We start from the raw sequence: 17,107 nt of genomic DNA on the forward strand, positions 1-17,107 counted from the left end.
TTCACTCTTAGAATGAATACCTGAATCTTACGTGCCAACCGCACACCGCTTTTCTGCTGAGAATGCCAGTCTTTTCGGGATATTTCGGCGGTTCGGGAACTCGTCAAAAATGGTGTAAAAACCTGAATCTAGCGCGTCTGCCAATTCCGCCATACCCGCATATATAGCTCCTCATAAATTACACGGCAGAGGAAACCGAGTGAGAACATACATCTCAGCCTATTAGGCTCGGCTTTGTTGCCGACTTGAAGATTATAACACAAAAATACAAAAAAATCAATACCTTTTGGAAAATTATTTTTTTGTTCACAATTAGACAACACGCACTGTTATGTTTTTACATACAATGTGTACTTCTTAATTTTTTCACAAGGGTGGTAGGACATTTTGGACTTGCGAAGTCCTTCCCTTCCCATGTCTTCCTCACGGTTAAGGTAAAGTATTCCGTCTTTTGAAAAATTGCGGGCAAATTCACGTGCAATAAGCTGATATGCCCCGCGTACAGAAGGAAGTGCCTTTTCGATGTGCTCGAAAAGTGTATCTCCTACCGATTCACCTATCGCCATGGCTACTATGGTTTTGTCGGCAAGACTTATAAATCCGCCTTGCATACGGTAAATATCATAATTGTTTATTACCTCTGAAACCATTTCGTGCTCTTTTTGAAGAGTTTCGTCTGACGTCTCGGAAGAAGCGCAATAATTTTCGTAAAAAGCCTTAAGACGGTTTATATTCGTGCTGTCTATTTTTTCAAAGCTCCAACCGGGATTATTTGCCGAAAAATAGTTTATATGATTGCGCTGTCCGGAATACTTTCTGCCCTCCATACCGGAAATATCGGTAATGTTATATAGATAATCATCCCAATCCTCATCATGTGTTTCCTCGAATGAAAAGATGTGAGAAATCATTTCCTTTTCACGCAGGGTCACGGCGTTGATAACAAACGGCAAATTGTTTGATTTGCAATATTCCGCAGTTGCTTCGAGAGCTCCGTAAATATCCTCACCGAGCGGCAAAGAAAACACCGTATCTCCGCTAAGCGAATGCATTCTCAAAATAAGTGTCGAATTATAAAATGCATAGTACGTATCAAAATAGCAACGCCACATAACGGCTGTACCCATGCTGTTGTCGCAAATACGGCTGTGTGAATATTCAAAGTAAGGGTGCAAAGCATCAATGTCGTTCAAGGTAAGTTTTTTGAAAACAAGCATATTTCCTCGCGATTAATTGATTAAAACTATTGTAATATGTTAAAAAAGATGATATAATTAATGCATCTGAAATCTAAGGAGTCATTATGCAACTTAAATCAACAGGACACAAAAAACTCAATGTAGTGCTGGTGGAACCGGAAATCCCGCAAAACACGGGAAATATAGCCAGAACATGCGCCGCAGTAGGTGCATCTCTCCATCTTATCGAGCCATTGGGATTCAAAATTACCGATAAAAATCTGAAGCGTGCAGGTCTGGACTATTGGCACTTTCTGGACATAAAATACTATAAAAGCTTTGAGGATTTTGCCTCACGGAACCAAGGAGATTTTTATTTCTATTCCACAAAAGCCACCATGGAGCATACAGCTCCATGTTACAAGGATAATGATAACGTTTATCTTATCTTCGGAAAAGAAACCGCAGGCTTGCCGGAAGAGCTTCTCAAAGCAAACATCGACAAAACAGTACGTATACCCATGCTGGAAAATATACGAAGCCTAAACCTGTCAAACAGCGTTGCGATAGGTGTATATGAGGTACTGAGGCAATGGAGTTTCAGCGGATTCCAAATCCAGGGAAAGCTTGCCGAATACAGTGAATAAAGTCACCGCCGAGAATTGAAACAATTCTCGGCGGATGTTTTATTTCTGCTTTTCTATATATTCCATAAGGTCGGCGATAGTCTGAAGGGTATGTATATCCTTCTCTTCTATCTCAATTTCAAACGCATCTTCACAAGTAACAACAAGGTCGGCAAGTTCAAGCGAGTTAAGCTTAAGGTCGTTTACAAAAGAAGATTCGGGTTTAACGGCGTTGGCATCAAGGTCATACTCCTCTACAAGAAGATCGCGTATCTGTTCAAACATATTATTCTCCTATATCATGTGTCTTTTGATTTTTTTGGAAGTGGTTTTTTCAAATTCGTTTTTTCTTATTTCTATATTTCTAACCTGCTTGAACGCGGGTAGGGTTTTGTTGTTCTGCTGAACGCATTTCTTAATTTCTTCGCTTATATCAACAATATCCTCAAGCCCTTTTTCACGTGCTTTATCGAAATTCGGGTATATAACAGCCGTCAGGACACACTCTCCCTCTTCATTGTCACGGGAAACAACGACAACCTCTCCGATGAGATCGATTTTTTCAAGATATTCCTCGATTTCTTCCGGGAATACATTCTTTCCGTTGTTAAGCACGATTACATTCTTTTTGCGTCCTGTGATATAGATGTAACCATCTTCATCTACATGCCCCAAGTCACCTGTTTTAAACCAGCCCTCATCATCCAGAACATCGGCAGTCGCTTCAGGATCATTGTAATATCCAAGCATTACATTATCACCTTTAACAACTATTTCACCGTTTCCGTTTTCATCCGCATCATCAATGCGCACTTCAAGACCGGGGACAGGTAAACCGACGGAATCGTATTTATCCGAGCCGTATGGACAGACAGAAATAAGTGGGGCGCATTCGGTAATACCGTAGCCCTGGCAGAGAACAATACCAAAATCGTTAAAACTTTTTATAAGATCGCCGCCAATAGGCGCTCCGCCGCAAATTATTTTTTCAAGTCTGCCGCCAAAAGCATTTCTTATCTGAGAAAACAGAATCTTTTTCGCATTGACACCCACTTTGGAAAGTGCGCTCTGCACAGACAGTGCGAAATTAAGCTTTCCTTCGGATTTGCTTTTTGCTGCACTCTCCCAGATTTTCTTGTGCATAGTCTTGACAAAAAGAGGCACGAGTATAAGTCCGGTGGGACGGAACAGCTGAAAATTCTTCATTACATACTTAAGACTATCATTGATACACACACAAGCGCCTACAAGTATAGGAGTAAGAATTCCGCAGGTCATTTCGTAGGTATGATGGTTAGGAAGTACCGAAACCAAAACATCGTCCTCGTTGAAATTCGTCATTTCAAAGGAATTGTTAACTGCAGCAGCAATATTTTTAACAGAAAGCATTACACCCTTGCTGGTGCCGGTGGTGCCGGATGTAAACAGCAGCACAGCCATTTTTTCACGATCAATTTCATGATTCAAGAATTCATCGTTACCTGCTTCCAGAAGATCCTTTCCGCGCATAATGAGCTCGGAAAACTCTATTCGCTTTTCACCCTGCACCGCCTCGGGCTTTTCGGGATTATACTTTTTTTCATCCGTAACAATAGGAATAAAGTACAAAACGTCTTCAAGAGCAGGGAACAATTCGCAAAACATTTCGTCATAAGACTGTGTATAAACAATTGCTTTGATACCCGCAAGCTTTATAAAATTTGCAAGCTCAGCAGGGTGAAGTTCTTTATCAAGCGGAACAATAACATTTCCACCGTTAACAGTGGCAAGATAGGTTGCAATCCACTCAGGGCAGGTCTCACCCAAAACGCCGATGACACTGTCTTTAAGTCCCAGGTCATAAAAGGCGGTTCCCACACTGTCGCATATTTCATCAAGCTCACAATAGTTCAAGGATTCAACAGTTCCGCCACGCTTGTATTTAAGGTAAGTACGCGAACCGTTTATACTTGCAGCGCCCTTCACAAGCTCCCTGAGGTCGCTTATGGGAAGGCGCTGAGGTTTGATTTTCTTCATCAGCTCATCCTTTACATGCATTATTATAGCGAATACATTATATAAGAAAATAATGTTTTTGTCAACTCTAATTCTTAAATATTTTGTTACGACAATTTAAAGTAACAAATTGTTTTTAAAAAAATAAAAACCGGGTGGTACAATTATTGTGTCACAAAACACTACTTTTATCAGGAGGTAAAATTTGAAACGCATTCTGTCTTTTATTCTTATCGCATCTGTCTTTTTCAGCACATTTTCTTCCTTTACAACAGTTCTTGCGAGTAAAAACAATATTGATAGTCTGGGATATATCACCTCAATGGAGCAGGAGCTCTTGTCCTACGGGCTTGTTTATACCGAGCTTGCCGCCGAAAACGACAGCAAACAAAAGGCATATATATTTGAATATTCCCCCAACAGATACACACTTCCGCAAGTAGAATACGGATCCAACGCCTCCTCAAAAGTGCGCCTTAAGGACATAACATCTCGTTACGAAAAAAACGGAATGAGGGTTGTAGGAGCTTTAAACGGTGATTTTTTCAGTTTTTCAACCGGAGTTCCAATGGGCGTTGTTATAAAGGACGGTATTATTATCAGCTCCGACCCGTCAAAAAACGCAATCGGCTTTGAAGAAAACGGATTTGCCGTAATCGGTAATCCTGATATACATTTTGTTTTCAGCTGTACTCCCGAAAATGTGGCAGAAAAAGAAAGCGGTAAGGTCACAGATGCATCAGACAAAACCGAGGAATCACGTGTGCCCTACTCCTTCACCGTGGATTATTTCAATAAGTATCCGTCGGTTTATGCAATATATTTTCTCAATGACTTCTATTCAAAAAGTACCAGGAGTTCTTCACCTTCCACCGAAGTTATTCTCAAGCCCGTAAGCGGTCAGCTGCGCGCCGGTGAAAAAATGAGTTTTGAAGTCACCGCCATCAATTACAATGCCATTGACAGCGAAATACCGGAAGGGCATTATGTCCTTTGCGGAGATGACAGAAGCTTCGCTTCATCCCTTGAGGCTATACAAACAGGAGATATTCTGTCTCTTGAAATACAGGCGAACAATACGTGGAAAAGCATTCAGACAGCTCTGGGCGGTGGCGATATAATTGTTAAAGATGGTGCTTTCGTTCCGGAAACGGTAGATGAAGCACATGAAAAGCTCAACAATCCCAGGACAGCTATCGGCATTTGTGAAAACAACGATGTCGTTTTCTTTGCGAACGATGGTCGTGATCGCAAAAACGCCGTAGGCGTAACACTTGAAACACTGGCAAATATAATGCTTGAAATGGGCTGCAAAACTGTTATTAACCTTGACGGCGGAGGTTCCACCACTGTTTATGCCACAACGCCCTTTGACACTGCGGCAAAGCTGGTTAACAACCCTTCCGACGGTTCGGAAAGACATATCTCAAATGCGATTCTTTTTATCAACAACCTTCCCCCTACCGACATAACCGGAGGAGTCAAAATCACTGATTCTCCCGAGTACATTATGGTGGGAAGTACTCTGAAGCTTGATACAATTTACCATGACACTACTCTTCACCCCTTCACTCCGAAGGAGGAGACGAGGTTTACCGAACATAATAACAACGGAAAATCCTACGGAGAATTTGACGGCAACGTTTTCACCGCTTTGAGCCCGGGAAAAACAACACTGGCAGCCATTAACGGAAACACAAAAGGATTAAAAACACTGAACATACTTTCTTCACCCACCGAATTCATCTCAGCGAACGATGAAATTGTCGTTGAGATCGGCAATAGATTTCCACTTGATATAAAAGCCAATTACTCTGACAGCGAAGTATTGTTCAACAATATTGATGTCGTAAATTATCACATAAAAGAGACAACTTACAAAACCGAAAATTCGGCTCCTCACTACTTTTCATCAGTAGGCTATATTTCAGACAATGCTTTTTATGCAGACGAGTATTTTGACGGAATACTGGAAATATATATGGAAGATACTTCGTTGGAAATACCTCTCAAAGTAATCCCCGAGATATACAAGAATGATATTTTAAGTAAAGATGTCAAAGCTGATCTTAACGGCGAATCCGTTGAGATACTCGATGCTGACGAGAGTTATCTTGGTAAAGAGTTTTTCACTGTCACAACGCCGGCAGACGAGAATAACGAAACTTCTTTACTGACGTTGGAATGTAAAGGTGAATATTCTGTAAGCGAGAATGCGAAAAGCTTTACTTTTCTGAGCAAAAACGACATTATCGCTTCTTTGGTGCTGACAGACGAAGAGGAAAATGAAATTCTCATACCTTATACCGTTGAGCGTAATTACAGCGTATTTAACGGGTGGCTGAAATACAAAGCCGATCTTTCTTCCGGCGATTACGACGATTCTCAAAAATATACCGTTAAATACCTTATCGCCTGCAACACACAACCCGAAAACGAATACATTTTCGGAGGACTTTGTGAAATTACGGGCAAAGAAGTAATTTACTCCGACATTGAAAACTCATGGGCCAAAGAGCACATTACGGATGTATATTATCAGGAGCTTATGAAAGGCAAGCCATACTATACAACCAATATTTTTGACGGCTCGGCTCATCTGACACGTGCGGAATTTGCGACTGTGCTTTGCAGATTTTTAAACTTGGATTTAACAAAATATACAGATGCATCAATTGTTTTTGCGGATATAGACACCGTCGGAAGCTGGGCGTGGAGTCAGATAGGCGCAATGAGTTCACTGGGGCTTATGAACGGAAGTCTTGAAAATGACGGAAAGCATTATTTCCGTCCGCAGGACGGTATCACTCGTGCCGAAGCAATGCAGGTCATCGGAAGATTACTTACGCCATGCGAAAATACCGTATCTCTTAATTTTTCGGACACCGATGAAATCCCCGCCTGGGCGTTGGAAAACACCCTGAAGGTTGTCACGTACAATATATTCTCCGGCTACGAAGATAATACCATAAAGCCATTCAATAAGCTCACCAGAAATGAGGCCGCCAAGATACTTTCACTGTTCAATACAAAATGCTATCACGACCTGTTGGAATTAGGACCGACAGCCGATTCAATTCCGGAACAAACAGAAATTCCCGGCGATGAAGCATAAAGAATTCATACTTAAACAAAAAGCAAGCCATACACAATGTATGGCTTGCTTTTTTATTCTTTATAAACTATTTTCGGTATGAACAATAACGGAATAAACGTAATAAAATTAAACAATGCGCAAACAGCAAGTCCGCCTTGTGTACCAATCGTCTGTGTAAGCTCTCCTCCGAGAGCGCTTCCCAATATTTTAGGGAGTGCACCGCACAATGCATACATCGCCATCTGACCCGAAGCACGCATATTCGGCGCTACGGTGCGCATCATATAATAGGTAGCACAGTATGTAACAACAGTAGGCACAAGCCCGGTGAAAAATGCCACAAGCATTATAGCTATTTCGCTTTTTGCATATATAAGCCCGATATACCTGGCGGTCCCCACAGCCACACATATCCACAAAAGCTTTTTCACACCCACCTTTTCCATGAGCAAATCATAGAATATAAAAAAGAAAATTTCGCCGGCAACAGTGAGAAAAACATTTATTCCCATTACCCATTCCGCAATACCCAAGCCCCCTCTTTCCACAGGTGCAATCAGGTATTTTGCATAAAAGTTCTGATAATAGTTAAAAGTCAGGAGTGCAACCGCCAAAACAATAAATATCATCATCATTGTTCTGTCGGCAAAAAGCGGTTTTAGCGAGATTTTTTCCTTTTTCTCGGCATGTCCCTCCACCTTCGGTGAAAGTCCGAGAGAAAGCATTGTCACTATTCCGACTACGGGATATACTGCAAACACAAGAGTTATATTATCACCCTCAATGAATGGTGCAAGCACCATAGCAATGAGCCCGAATCCCAAAGTTCCCATAACACGCAGAACTCCATACTTCCATTTATTCGTATTACTAGCCTCAACGGTTATGGTATCTATCAAACCGCCGTAATTATTTTGAAAAAGCATTACAAGCGGTAACATTATAAACAGATAAATCAGAGAATTCCCCAAACACACAGCCGTAAAGCTTGCCGTAGCACACGCAACAAGGAATATCAGTACATTATTTTTGTACTTTGCCTTATCGGTAACAATTCCCCAGAAAAACGGAGCGACTGCAGAAACAAGCTGTGCTGCTGCAAGCAAGTATCCGATTTCGTCATCTGTTTTTCCGCCGTGTTCGAGATATATCGGAATAAAATTGTAATACAGCGCGTTGAGTGCATATATCAGCGCATTGGCAACAAGCAATGCAACGTATGGGGTCCTTTTTGTCATTACTCGACCTCAACTTCAGCTATACGTACAACATAGTTTGTTCCGTAATCATATCCGGTGCAATTTACGATAAGTGAGTTTTCAGCGGTATTTTGATTGAATTCCAGCATTTCACCGTTATCAACCCATTTTACGCTTTTAACTTTTTGAGTCAGGCCCGAGAATCTTCTGGGTCCTATGCCGACATTCGTAACCTCCACAGTTACATCCGACTTACCCTTTATCGCCAGATCGTGAATGTAGAGGTAATACTTTCCGTTGGCTTTGAGAACAAAGTTCTTACCCTCACCCTTCATTTCGCAAGGTACGCCGTCGTATATGGAGCTGTAACCGACACTGCGTATCCAGTCGCCTATTGACGCAATCAGTTCTTCCTGGAGAGGTACTATACCGCCCTCTGCGTTGGGTCCGATGTTAAGCAGGTAGTTTGCACCTACCTTACGGCAGGCACAAAACGTTTCAATAAGCTGAGGAACGGATTTATAATTAAAGTCGCCGTAACCTATACCCCAGTGTGCGTTAAGCGTCTCACACATTTCCGCGGTGACATATTTTGACATTCCCTCACGGTTCATGGGCTCGGGACGTCCCTGCTCAAATGTAACACTGTCAATCTCGGGGTCGCCCAGTTTTCCGCGCGCCGACAGTCCTGTGTTATTGATAATTATGCAATCGGGCTGATATTTTCTGATGATGGCATAGACTTCGTTCATTTTCCAGTCCTTATCCTTTACGCGCCATACACCGTCAAATTCAAAGCCGCCTATTTTTCCGTAATTTGTACATAATATTTCCACAGATTTTTGCAGATACTTTAAGTAGCCCTCAAAGTCCGTTTCAAAAAAGTCGTCCTTCCAGTCAAATGTTGTATGGTAAAAAAACGGCATTATCCCCTCTGCACGACAGCCTTCAACAAAGTCTGCGATAAGGTCACGTCCTGCTGGTGTGTGCAGGGCGTCATATGTATTAAGCCCCTTCGTATCATAAAGAGAAAAGCCGTCATGATGTCTTGTAGTAAGGGTTATATAGTTTGCGCCTGCGCGTTTTGCCGCACGCGCCAGATTTCTTCCGCTGAATTCGGACGCGGTAAATGTATCGGCAAGTTTGCTGTATTCTTCCTGGGGAATACCTGCCATGTTCTGTATCCACTCGCCTTTTCCAAGCTGGGAATAAATTCCCCAGTGAACATAAATGCCGAATGCCATCTTTTCAAAATCTCTGATTCTTTTTTCGGGAACGGGTATCATTATAACACACTCCTTATTTGTTTCATATTTCGTAATAACTATACCATTTTTCAATCAAAATGTCAATACTTTATCATATTTTCCAAACCAAAAAATTATATGCCATTTTTTGGCATTTTGTGTATTATAATTGACACTTTTGTTTAAATGTGTTACAATATTATCGTTAACCTAAGACATACCAAGTCTGACGGTAAATAAGCGTTTTACAACTTTACAACAAACGATTTCGGAGGAAACCCAAGTGTCCAGGTTCGGATGTTTCACTTTTATACTTATATTTACTTGCCTTGTTTTGTTTTCATGCGCTCAAGTAGCTCAGACTTATATCCCCTACAATGACGCAGTATTTCCAACATTAGAAAAATCACTGCAAACTGTTTTATCAATCGGCATATCCGAAGACAGTATTCCCGTCAAACCCGAGCCCGTAACTGAAGTAACGCCACCGGAAACAGTAATTCATGAACCTGTTTTAACCGCTCCGCCCGAAGAGTACGTAACATTCACACTCAACGGATTGCACGATGAGGTTCTGCTTCAGGAAACAGCGGATGCAGGTCAGGAATATGTTGACGGGACATGTTACATCGGAGACTCAATAACACTCGGGCTTAAAGTATTTAAAATTCTGCCTGAGGAAAGAGTTTTTTCTGCCGGCTCGATAGACCCATATGCCGCAGCACACAATAAAATGGTCACTCTTCCCGACGGGCGCCAGGTTACTGCACCGCAGGCGGTAGGTTATTACAAACCGGAAAGAGTAGTTATAACGCTCGGCACAAACTCGGTGTCATGGACAACTGAAAAGGCTTTCATTTCTTCCTACGGTCAGCTTATTGAGGATATTCGCGCCGAAAGTCCGGGTACTGTCGTTATAATTCAGGCTATTCCACCCGTTTCAGAGGCGTATGAGGCAAATGCCATAAAGCTTACAAACAAAACCGTTAACCGCTTCAACGTACTCCTTTTGGAGCTTGCGGCAGAAAAGTCGGTATATTTTCTTAATACCGCATCGGTGCTGAAAAACGAGCGCGGTTACTTCAATGAAAGCTATCAAAGCGGTGATGGTCTGCACCACAATCAGGCGTGCTACGGAGTATGGCTGAATTATCTGAGGACTCACGCAGTACCTGCCGCATAACGGTGACGTTATGTACACAAAAAAACTTGTTTTAATCATTTTTCTTTTAACACTTATTCTTTCGCTCTCCGCAAATGCGGTTTTTAACGATGTAAACGAAAACGATTGGTTTTGCGATTATGTGCGTGAGGCGTACGGATTTGGATTTATCAACGGCAGAACTCCCGAGCTTTTCTGTCCGTATGAAAATCTTACCGTAGCAGAAGCGTTAAAGCTTGCAGATGTACTTTTTATAAACATTATGAAGCTGGATGCTGTTTTACAAAACGGAGAGCCGTGGTACAGCACATACGTTGACTTTGCCAGGGATTACAACATACTTGACAAGGACTACGAAAACTTTAACGTTCCGATTACACGAAGGGATTTTGTTCATATTTTCTACAATGCAATACCACCGCAAAACCTTTTTGAATATCTTGAATTTCAGAACGGAAGTATTCCCGATATTGGTGAAAATGAAAATTACTATGACGAAATATACGCTTTTTACCGTGCGGGGATACTTACGGGTAAAAATGCAGATCACAGCTTCTTTCCCGATGATAATATACTGAGAAGCGAAGTCTGCGCTGTACTCATGCGTATTTTTTATATGAATTCTTATGAAATTGAATTTGATAACGATGGACAAAGTGATTTCGTTCCGATTGCTCCCCCACCTGCAGAATACGTAAATTTCAGCCTTTATGATAAATACAGCGATGTTATTCTTAAAGAAACAAATGCCACAGACGACAGCTACATATTTGAAACGGTATTCATAGGCGACTCGCTTAGTGTAGGTCTCAGAGCTTTTAAAATTCTTCCGGATACAAATGTACTTGCCGCCGGTTCTATCGACCCGTCACACGCACTGAAGGACAGTATAATTATGTTGCCTACTGCAAAAAAGGTAACTATCCCCGAGGCTTGCGGATATTACAAGCCGATACGGGCGGTTATCACGCTGGGAACCAATTCTGTTTCATGGCGTAAACCCGATGATTTTATTGAGCTTTACTCCAAGCTGATTGATGAAATTCTGAAAAATTCGCCCGAAACCGAAATCATCATTCAATCTATACCTCCTGTCAGTGAAGCATATGAAGCAAACGGAAGTAAAATCACAAACAAGGTTATAAATGCTTTTAACGAGCATCTTGCCCAGCTTTGCCGTGAACGCGGAATACCATTTCTTAACACAGCAGAAGCACTGAAGGATGAGCGCGGTTATCTGAATGAAAAATACCAAAGCGGCGATGGTCTGCATCTGAATAAATCCGCATACCAAATCTGGATAAACTATTTCAAAACACATTCCTCAAAAAACAAATAGCACAACATACCCCCCGTACTGAGAATAACCTCAGTACGGGGGGTATCACTTTGAATCATTCAGTCTGCAACCTCATAATCCTGCGCTTCAACTGTGTTTTTAAGAGTTTCATAGGGCACATCCTTAATCAGCTTTACAACAGCGGTGCCTTTTTCATGGCTTACAATCGCCTCCTGCACTCCGTCAATGGCTTCAAGGCACTTTTTAACACGTGCTTCGCAGTGTCCACACATCATACCTTTGATTTTAAGTGTTTTTTCCATTATTTTTTTCTCCTTGTTTTTGATTTTTCTATCTTTTGATGCACTGCTCAAATTTACAAAATTGAGTCTGAGTGCGTTTGTGACAACGCAAAAGCTGGACAAGCTCATCGCCGCCGCTCCGAACATGGGATCAAGTTGCCATCCGAACAGAGGTATCCACACACCCGCCGCCAGAGGGATACCGATAACATTGTAGATAAACGCCCAAAAAAGATTCTGATGAATGTTACTCAGTGTTGCTCTGCTAAGACGTATTGCCTTTGTAACATCCGAAAGCCTGCTCTTAACCAGCACAATATCAGCTGCATCTATCGCAACATCGGTACCTGCACCTATCGCTATACCTGCATCGGCTGCCGTAAGCGCAGGAGCGTCATTGATACCGTCGCCTACCATAGCAACTTTTCCGTACTTTTTGAGCCTTGTTACGGCATTTTGTTTTCCGTCGGGCAAAACACCCGCTATCAATTCATCCGCACCAACAGCATTCTTGACCGCATTGGCAGTACGTTCGTTATCACCCGTAAGCATAACAACATGTATACCCATATTGTGCAATTCGTTCACTGCACGCGGACTGTCTTCCTTAATTTCATCCGAAACAGCAATGATCCCTGCAAGGCTTCCGTCGTATCCGAACATAACGGGAGTTTTTCCCTGGTGGGCAAAGTCGTAAGCCGCGTTAACAGCTTCTTCGGATACAAAGCATTTTTCACTGACAAATTTAACGTTTCCTCCGACAATCTGTTTTTCTCCTTCGAAAGCCGTCAAGCCATTACCGGCAAAAGTGCAAAAATCAGATGTATCCCGGGGCTTCACAAGCATTTCTTCAGATTTTTCCGCTATTGCCTTAGCAAGGGGATGCTCGCTTTTCACCTCCAGCGAAAACGCCAATTCCATAAGCTCACGTTGTGAAATATCTCCGAACGGCATAATATCGGTAACATGCGGACATCCCTTTGTTATGGTTCCTGTTTTGTCAAGTGCCACAACATTTACATTTCCGCAAATTTCAAGTGCCGCAGCGGTTTTAAAAAGTATTCCGTTTCTTGCGCCCACACCGCTGCCAACCATTATGGCAACGGGTGTGGCAAGTCCAAGTGCACATGGACAGCTTATAACAAGCACGGAAATTGCTCTTGAAAGAGCAAAGCCGACACTTTGACCGCACAACAGCCACACAAGAAGTGTTACAGCCGAAATTGCCATCACGGCAGGAACAAACACACCCGATACCTTATCCGCCGCTTTTGCAATCGGTGCTTTGGTAGAAGCGGCATCGCTAACCATTCTGATAATCTGAGAAAGGGCAGTATCATCCCCCACCTTTTCAGCCTCGCACACAATGTATCCCGACTGATTAACAGTAGCCGCGCAGACATGGTCGCCGGGTGATTTATCAACAGGAATACTCTCTCCTGTCAAAGCCGACTCATCAACGGCACAGTTACCCTCTTTCACGATTCCGTCCGCAGGTATACGACCTCCTGCACGGACCACAAATATATCGCCTTTTTTAACTTGTGCGGCAGGAACTTCCGTTTCTTTGCCGTCTGTAATAACCGTTGCGGTTTCGGGAGCCATATCAATCAGGCTTTTAATAGCATTTGTGGTTTTGCCCTTTGAGTAAGACTCCAGTACCTTGCCCACGGTTATAAGCGTGAGAATCATGGCGGCAGACTCGAAATAAAGTTCATGCATATATCCCATAACAGCTTGAGAATCGCCCTCAAGCTGCGCCCAAGTCATTGCAAACAGGATAACAGTACTGTACGTAAAGGATGCACCCGAGCCCAAAGCGACAAGAGTATCCATATTGGGCGACTTATTGAGCAGCGCTTTAAAACCGCTGATAAAGAATTTTTGGTTTATAACCATTATAACAGCAGAAAGCATCAACTGAGCAAGCCCCACGGCAACGTGATTATTTTCGAGAAAAAGCGGAAGCTTCCAGCCCCACATACCGTGGCCCATGGAGATGTACATTAAAAGTACAAGAAAAATAAGCGATGCCAGAAGTCTTTTTTTCAACTGATGGGTTTGTGTATCTTCCGGTTCGTCATATCCGTTCTGCTTAGGCTGTTCTCCTTTTTTACGTGCTCCGTATCCTGCGTCATTCACCGCTTTGATTATATCGTCATCCGATACAGCCCCGTCAACCAACATTGAGTTAGTCAAAAGGTTGACCGAGCAGGATGTTACACCTTGCAATGCACAGACTGCCTTTTCCACTCTTGCGCTGCAAGCGGCACAGCTCATTCCGCTGACAACATACTGACGCATTTTTCCACCTCATTTCCGGTCAATATAAATTATCTTTTCATATTTAGCGTTTCAAGTATTTTAGTATATTTCTGACCCGCAATAACTATGTGTTCAACCAGATTTATGCCAAAAAGCGATAAGCCGTTGCAAAAATTCAATGTGGTTGTATTATCTTCCATTGAGGGAATAGGTGTTCCGTTGGGATGATTATGCGCGATTATAACATTAAACGCATTTTTTGTCAAAGCACATTTGGCAACATCTCCGATTGAAAGCTTCGCCGAATTTACATCGCCTTCAAATACTATTTCGTCTAAAACAAGACTCATGCGATTATCAAAATAAAGAGCATGTACAACTTCTTTTTCACATGTAATGTAAAGAGGGATAAGATATCTCGCCACATCATCAACGCTAAACTCTTTTTTGTTGTATTCGCTTGTTTTTTCTTTAAAGTATACCCCAAACACCTCGGGAATAAGCTTGAGCATGGTAGCGGTATGAGGACCAACACCTTGAATTTTAATAAGTTCCTCGTATGGTGCACCAAAAACGCCCGCAATACTGCCAAACCTGTTCAGAAGCATGTGGGCAAGTTCGTTTGTGTCGCTTTGAGGAATAGCATAAAACAGCAAAAGTTCCAACACAACATGTGGCTCAAAGCCCGAAAGCCCGTCCCTGAGAAATCTGTTTTTTAACCGCTGACGGTGTGATTTATGTAAATTTATTTTTTCGTTTGACATTTTTCCTCTTTTACAATTACGATATTTGGCTTTGAAAGCGGTATACGCAACAAATCCGATGTAATTATTATAACACAAAATCAAATTTTTTTCAATCAAAAATCGTAAAATTCATTTTACCTGCATATTTTTATCGCGTCGGAGCGTATACAATACTGTCAAAACAGGTCGTACCATCATAAACTATTAACAGCAATCCCCATAAAGCAACAAGGAGGTGTAATTATGGTTTGCTTTCCTTTAGCTGCCGCCGCGGCAGGCGCACTGCTGTATTTCCACAACAACCGTAATGATTGTGTGGTTGCAGATGTATGCTTTTCACAACAGTGCTGGCGCGACAATCCCATTTGCCTGTGTGCGAAAGAGCTTCGTTATCAACAGTGCATGACGGATAAAGGTCACAAATGCTGGAGACTCAAGCCAGAGCTTGTGGCAGCGAACTTTCTCAACAACGAATTCATATGTGATGAATACAGATGCTCCTCCGTAAAGGTGTGCGGTGCAGAAGTGTGCTGTGACAAGGCATATGTTGTTTTGTCCTTCCCCGATTGCAAAAAAATGGCTTTCGAGCTTTATCAGCCGGTCAAGAAGGACTGTCACGGAATATGGGCAGTACGCAGATATGCTTACGTTTAATGCCTGATAAAATATACAGGCGTGTGCAGAACTTGCACACGCCTTGTTTTTATTATTCAATAAACCTGTCTATAAGGGTATATCCGGGTTCAACATACACGCCGCTTAAATCACAGGAATCCTCATCATAAGTCTTTGCCGACGAATTCGGAGTGAGGTTGCGGCTGTCAAATATGACAAACGGAACAGGCTCTCTGGTGTGTGTGCGGCGGACAATGGGGGTTGGATGATCGGGAAGCAGAAGTATTTTATAGTCTTCTCCCGTACTGTCGAGATAAGACTTTACCGGAGCAAGAATAAGGCTGTCAATAAGTTCAATGGATTTAACCTTATTTTCCGTTTCGCCTCTGTGTCCGCATTCATCGGGAGCTTCCACATGAACGTACACAAAGTCACTTCCGTTTTTGAAAGCATCTATTGCCGCCTGCGCCTTGCCGGGGAAATTCGTATGTACGTTTCCGGTTGCTCCTTCTACATCTATGGAGTCAAAGCCGGCGCAGATACCGATGCCCTTTATAAGGTCAACAGCCGAAACGACAGTAGATTTGAGCTTGAATCTGTCGGCAAAACTGGAAAGACGGGGTTTCTTGCCAGGGCTCCAGAGCCACACGGAGTTTGCGGGGCGCTTACCCATCTCACGGCGTTTACGGTTTACAGGATGATCATTAAGAATGTCATAACTTTTTTCCATAAGCTCTCGGTAGAATTTTCCTATCTCTCCCGAGGGAAGATATTCACCTATGCGTTTGTCCAGTATATCATGGGGACGGGTGAAATCATAAAGTCTTTCATCCTTGTCGTAACCGGGAGGATTTTTCCAAAGCAAACAGTGGCGGTAACTGATACCTGTATGAAAACGTATATCCTCTGTACCCAGTGCCTCATCAACCGCTTTAATAAGAAGATCGGCCTCCTCGGTGCTTATTTCATCTGCACTGTGGTCAATAATTATTTTATCCTCATATTTTCCGTCTTCGCTAAGGGTAACCACATTACAACGGATGGCATAATCATCGGGAGACATTTCCAGACCGATACTTGCAGCCTCCAGAGGGCTTCTGCCCTTGGAGTATATTTCCGGATCATATCCCATAACAGAAAGGTTGGCAGTATCGCTTTCGGGGACCAAGCTGTCCGGAACTGTTTTAACCTTTCCGCAACAGCCGTGGGAAGCCAGATAATCCATCACAGGCTTATCAGCCGCCTGAAGGGGTGTTCTGTTTCCCAAAGAATCTATTTTATAATCGGCCATTCCGTCGCCAAGCATTACAAAATATTTCATATTTCCAACTCCTGACACATAAAATTAACACATATATTTTATCACAAAAGATTGAATAATTCAAGTACATATGCT

At 42.5% G+C, this 17,107-nt stretch carries 13 protein-coding genes; 5 read left to right on the top strand and 8 right to left on the bottom strand.

All coding sequences use genetic code 11. From position 1 onward, the window contains the following. Window positions 1–329: 329 nt before the first annotated feature. A complete protein-coding gene (locus E7588_07395) occupies window positions 330–1,217 on the bottom strand; it encodes a DUF2156 domain-containing protein (GenBank protein MBE6689085.1) in 888 nt (295 codons plus the stop codon). An 86-nt stretch (window positions 1,218–1,303) separates the two neighbouring features. Between E7588_07395 and trmL the strand changes: the two genes are divergently transcribed. Further along, on the top strand, window positions 1,304–1,825 hold the full coding sequence (gene trmL, locus E7588_07400) for a tRNA (uridine(34)/cytosine(34)/5-carboxymethylaminomethyluridine(34)-2'-O)-methyltransferase TrmL (protein MBE6689086.1): 522 nt from the start codon (window positions 1,304–1,306) through the stop codon (window positions 1,823–1,825). A gap of 39 nt (window positions 1,826–1,864) precedes the next feature. Here the strand turns inward: trmL and E7588_07405 are convergent, their stop codons facing one another. Together E7588_07405 and E7588_07410 are read right to left on the bottom strand one after the other, a co-directional pair. Then, window positions 1,865–2,089: an acyl carrier protein gene (locus tag E7588_07405; GenBank protein MBE6689087.1), complete on the bottom strand. Its 225-nt coding sequence runs from the start codon at window positions 2,087–2,089 to the stop codon at window positions 1,865–1,867. A gap of 9 nt (window positions 2,090–2,098) precedes the next feature. After that, complete coding sequence (locus E7588_07410; GenBank protein MBE6689088.1) at window positions 2,099–3,841, bottom strand: long-chain fatty acid--CoA ligase; 1,743 nt, start codon at window positions 3,839–3,841, stop codon at window positions 2,099–2,101. Between the two features lie 163 nt (window positions 3,842–4,004). Here E7588_07410 and E7588_07415 point away from each other — a divergent pair, with 163 nt between their 5' ends. Then, window positions 4,005–6,914 carry a hypothetical protein gene (locus tag E7588_07415; protein ID MBE6689089.1) on the top strand — a complete coding sequence of 970 codons (2,910 nt, stop codon included), beginning with the start codon at window positions 4,005–4,007 and terminating at the stop codon, window positions 6,912–6,914. A 53-nt stretch (window positions 6,915–6,967) separates the two neighbouring features. Here the strand turns inward: E7588_07415 and E7588_07420 are convergent, their stop codons facing one another. Together E7588_07420 and E7588_07425 are read right to left on the bottom strand one after the other, a co-directional pair. After that, a complete protein-coding gene (locus E7588_07420) occupies window positions 6,968–8,134 on the bottom strand; it encodes an MFS transporter (protein ID MBE6689090.1) in 1,167 nt (388 codons plus the stop codon). Beyond that, complete coding sequence (locus E7588_07425; GenBank protein ID MBE6689091.1) at window positions 8,134–9,384, bottom strand: alpha-L-fucosidase; 1,251 nt, start codon at window positions 9,382–9,384, stop codon at window positions 8,134–8,136. The genes E7588_07420 and E7588_07425 overlap by 1 nt, the downstream gene beginning before the upstream one ends. A 175-nt stretch (window positions 9,385–9,559) precedes the next feature. Here E7588_07425 and E7588_07430 point away from each other — a divergent pair, with 175 nt between their 5' ends. Both E7588_07430 and E7588_07435 read left to right on the top strand, forming a co-directional pair. Beyond that, window positions 9,560–10,525 (top strand): hypothetical protein, encoded by a 966-nt coding sequence (locus E7588_07430; GenBank protein ID MBE6689092.1) that lies wholly within the window; start codon window positions 9,560–9,562, stop codon window positions 10,523–10,525. A 10-nt stretch (window positions 10,526–10,535) separates the two neighbouring features. Beyond that, on the top strand, window positions 10,536–11,843 hold the full coding sequence (locus tag E7588_07435; GenBank protein MBE6689093.1) for a hypothetical protein: 1,308 nt from the start codon (window positions 10,536–10,538) through the stop codon (window positions 11,841–11,843). Window positions 11,844–11,902: 59 nt separating this feature from the next. Here E7588_07435 and E7588_07440 read toward each other — a convergent pair whose 3' ends face one another. Both E7588_07440 and E7588_07445 read right to left on the bottom strand, forming a co-directional pair. Then, the gene (locus tag E7588_07440; GenBank protein MBE6689094.1) at window positions 11,903–14,389 is read right to left on the bottom strand and encodes a heavy metal translocating P-type ATPase; all 2,487 of its coding nucleotides are present in this window, start codon (window positions 14,387–14,389) and stop codon (window positions 11,903–11,905) included. 29 nt (window positions 14,390–14,418) lie between these two features. Then, the gene (locus tag E7588_07445; GenBank protein ID MBE6689095.1) at window positions 14,419–15,114 is read right to left on the bottom strand and encodes a hypothetical protein; all 696 of its coding nucleotides are present in this window, start codon (window positions 15,112–15,114) and stop codon (window positions 14,419–14,421) included. A gap of 225 nt (window positions 15,115–15,339) precedes the next feature. Here E7588_07445 and E7588_07450 point away from each other — a divergent pair, with 225 nt between their 5' ends. After that, window positions 15,340–15,750 carry a hypothetical protein gene (locus E7588_07450; GenBank protein ID MBE6689096.1) on the top strand — a complete coding sequence of 137 codons (411 nt, stop codon included), beginning with the start codon at window positions 15,340–15,342 and terminating at the stop codon, window positions 15,748–15,750. Window positions 15,751–15,802: 52 nt separating this feature from the next. Here E7588_07450 and E7588_07455 read toward each other — a convergent pair whose 3' ends face one another. Further along, a complete protein-coding gene (locus E7588_07455; GenBank protein ID MBE6689097.1) occupies window positions 15,803–17,032 on the bottom strand; it encodes a cofactor-independent phosphoglycerate mutase in 1,230 nt (409 codons plus the stop codon). Window positions 17,033–17,107 lie beyond the last annotated feature (75 nt).

It is taken from the genome of Oscillospiraceae bacterium (assembly GCA_015065085.1).
In the GTDB taxonomy this organism is placed as follows: Bacteria; Bacillota; Clostridia; order Oscillospirales; family SIG627; genus SIG627.